This window comes from Flexithrix dorotheae DSM 6795 (assembly GCF_000379765.1).
GTDB classification, from domain to species: Bacteria; Bacteroidota; Bacteroidia; order Cytophagales; family Flammeovirgaceae; genus Flexithrix; species Flexithrix dorotheae.
Genome location: NZ_KB903512.1, coordinates 1 through 3,336 on the forward strand (window position 1 = coordinate 1; position 3,336 = coordinate 3,336).

Consider the following 3,336-nt stretch of genomic DNA (forward strand, 5'->3'; position numbering starts at 1 on the left):
ACGAAGTATTACAAAAGGGGGAATAGGCAAAATAATCTTCGGAGGAAAAAATCAGGAATCGGGAGTAAGATTTTGCCAAAAGTTGATTAGCTTTAAAGAAACTACCAAAAGGGACATTTGACCTTCAATAAAATTTAGTTAACATAATTAGGAATTATCATTCCTTTTGTTATCATCTTCATCACTATTTTTGTCATCATCTTCATCACTATTTTTGTCATCATCATCATCTTCACTTTCCAACAGTTTTAATTCCATCAATAGTGAATCTTCAAGTTTTGTTAGTTCTTCTAATCGCTCCCGTTCAAGCTCTTCTAATCGTTTAAGTTCTTCTAATTCTAATCGTTTTTGCTCTAGTTCTTCTAATTCTAATCGTTTTCGCTCTAGTTCTTCTAATCGCTCCCGATACTCACCCTTGAATTTTATTAATTGCTCATTTAATTCTGATTTTAATACTATCTTAATATCAAAAAAGTAAGTGTATAATTTATAAATGAAAAAAAATAAAATTATTAAAAACAAGACTTCATAATAGGTAAATGACCATTTTGTAGACGCTTTTTGTTCATCAATCACATTAAATAGTCTTTTTTCAGTTAGCAATATTTCTAATTCCATAGCTTTAATTATGCCTTTGTACTTATTACGATCATTTAATATTGTATTAAGTTCAGGCTCAATCTTCTTTGCTAATATCGAGTCCTTTTGATTATCTAAAATCTGTTTTATATTTTGAGTTCCTATCAAAAGCGAATCATTATTATTATCAATTGATAATAAAATATCTTCTACTTTATTCTTGAAGTCTTTATATTGCCTGCTTATGATATTGAGTAGTGCTAAATTTTGCTCTTTTGCTAGTTTTAATCTTTGTTCAGAAACTTCTTTATAAGTATTTACTTGCTGATTTAGTCCATTAATTTGTTGACTCAAATTACTAATCCATAGAGCACCACTTAAACCTCCTATTAAAATTAAACCCAAAAGGATAGCAATAATATTTTTAGGATTCTTGATATACTCAAGTAAGTCGTTAATGCTAATCATCGAATTAATTTAGTTTCATAATATCATTTTCAGGCGGCAATTCCTCCGGGTTAATTCCACTCTTCTGTAAAGTTTCCCTCACTTCAGAATGCGTTTTCTTATTTTCTTCAGAGATTTGATCTTTGGTAGTTAGCTCATTTTTAACTGTGTTATAATGAGTAATCTGAGTAGCTAAATCACGGCTTGTAAGTAATACTAGGTTTAGTTGTTCATCCTCTACCAGATGCCCATTGAAAAATACTTTCCTACCTTCTAAATCGATCTGTACAAAGTCCTGATCCGTTAACCCTAATTGATTTATAGTCTCCTTGAATTTTTGTTTAGTAGTTTCTAATTTATTAAATGCAGCGAATCGTTTACTCTCCTTTAGCTGGATAAGAGTTTTTTCTACTTCAATAAAATATTTTCTGGCTTCTCGTCCTCTATCAGTATTCTCAACCATAGCCAATTCTTTGGCCATATTAATTGTTAAGATATAATCTACTTTATTGCTACCTCCCCAACTTCCTCCCCTATCTGGGTGAGCAAGTGTATAGTCTTCATTTTCAGTAAATTGATACTTGTTTATCCTGGCTTTTACCCAACTACTGAAATCTTTTTTACTACCTAAGTATTCGTGTAAGTCCCTTGCATTAATAAGATTCCCCTGATATATTTTTATAAGCTCCATTGATTTCTCCTTTTGATCGAAAATATAAACTTAGAATATATCAGTGGTTTCCCCAATTTTAGTGGGGAGAAATCTTTGTTTGGTATTTTTTGTATGCTAATTATTAAGACTTTCATTTAAGATCCCGACAATGAAATCTGCAGTTTCTTCCAATGTACATTCCTCGTATACTAATGAATTGGGAATTCTAAGAGTAAAATATCCTTTTATAAAGGAAAAATAAGTTCTCTTTAAATCAGCTAAAGCCTGCTTTTTACTGTAATTATGATGTTTTCCATCTACTTCAATATTTACTCTTGCCTCAGGAATAGCTATATCAATATGTTTATATCCATCAAATTTTTCCATTTGAGCAGGAACTCCTTTCTTTTTCAAAGCAAAGTATAGCCTAATTACTTCAAAAGTTGTTTCAGTTTCCATATAATCAATCCAATTTTGATGTTCCATACATAGAGGTATGCCATATTTTTTAACTGAAAAGTTGAATACATTATCACTAATATTTCTTCCACATTCTAAACAAAGCTCCATGATTTTTTTTGAGTAGTTAACAATAATTGCCGAACAACATCTATACGTTAGGTGTCTATTTTTCGTGTTATATTTTTGTTTATACTGACCAAACAAATACTTATTTTGTTGAGATGTTTTATTACTACATAAAATCAAATTCCAATTGCTATTTGTTTGTCGTTTCCTTTTCAAAAGCCAAGGGTCAGCGAATGGAGAAAAGGTAAGCAAGATGGGATCGGGCAACCCCCGAACCTGTATTTTCATAACTGTCTATTAATCAGTTAACTATACAATTTTTGGTAACCAAAATGGTACCCACTTTTTAGTGAAATTGGTAACCACAACCGCATTATGAAGCTATGAGGGGTGTTTTATGGTAACCATTGTAGTACCCATCGTGGTAACCATTTTATATTTTTGTTACAACCGGGGAGGATTTAGAGAGGGAAATTGTAAGCAAGATGGTATCACGCAGCGCATGAAGTGATTTTTATAAGATATTGTTTTTCAGTGTTTTACAGTATTTTCATGCAGCATTAAATGAGACATATTTTGGAAAGTATGCAGCAGATTTGAATAAAATAGGTTTTGAGAGGAACCTTAAGAAGGTTTTTATGGATAATGTTGCGGCATTTTTTATTCTCCATATGCGGCATGTAGCAAATTTGTCCAGGAAGTTTTGATAACCAAGTGTGGAGAGATTTCTTTATACACTACCTCAGCCGAAAGAACGGTTCAGTAAGGGATTCGATTTTAAGAGAGTTTTTCACCCTCGACATTAAGTCGAACCCTCCTTTTCTGCATAATTCTTCTCCCAATGATCAGCAAAATAATCTTGCAATACTCTATGGCTAAAACGCCAGGAACCACCGTCTGATTCTAGGATATTATTAGCTGTGGCTTTTTTAAAAAGCTTAACTAGGCGTAATGGTAGTAGCCCTTTTTGTATAATATCCATCTTAAATGGAAGTGTGGAGGATTGATAAATGAGATGTCCTTATTGATACGCTATAAAATTGAATTTTTCTAAGTCAATGCAATACAACCATCATAAAAACAAAAAAAAATTATTGCTATAATCAACTCATCTAAAATAATATTTTTAA

The 3,336-nt window shown here is 31.5% G+C and carries 3 protein-coding genes; all 3 read right to left on the reverse strand.

Annotated features, from left to right (window positions below; translation table 11 throughout):
- Positions 1–147: 147 nt before the first annotated feature.
- Positions 148–1,047, reverse strand: coding sequence for a hypothetical protein (locus tag A3EM_RS0139255; protein WP_020533724.1), 900 nt, complete (start codon positions 1,045–1,047; stop codon positions 148–150).
- Between the two features lie 4 nt (positions 1,048–1,051).
- Positions 1,052–1,717, reverse strand: coding sequence for an antA/AntB antirepressor family protein (locus tag A3EM_RS46790; RefSeq protein ID WP_020533725.1), 666 nt, complete (start codon positions 1,715–1,717; stop codon positions 1,052–1,054).
- A gap of 96 nt (positions 1,718–1,813) precedes the next feature.
- A complete protein-coding gene (locus A3EM_RS48290) occupies positions 1,814–2,494 on the reverse strand; it encodes a hypothetical protein (RefSeq protein ID WP_245576603.1) in 681 nt (226 codons plus the stop codon).
- Positions 2,495–3,336 lie beyond the last annotated feature (842 nt).

Coding starts and splice junctions, on each gene's coding strand:
- A3EM_RS0139255 (WP_020533724.1), bottom strand. CDS start 1,047: ATGATTAGCATTAACGACTTACTTGAGTATATCAAGAATCCTAAAAAT.
- A3EM_RS46790 (WP_020533725.1), bottom strand. CDS start 1,717: ATGGAGCTTATAAAAATATATCAGGGGAATCTTATTAATGCAAGGGAC.
- A3EM_RS48290 (WP_245576603.1), bottom strand. CDS start 2,494: ATGAAAATACAGGTTCGGGGGTTGCCCGATCCCATCTTGCTTACCTTT.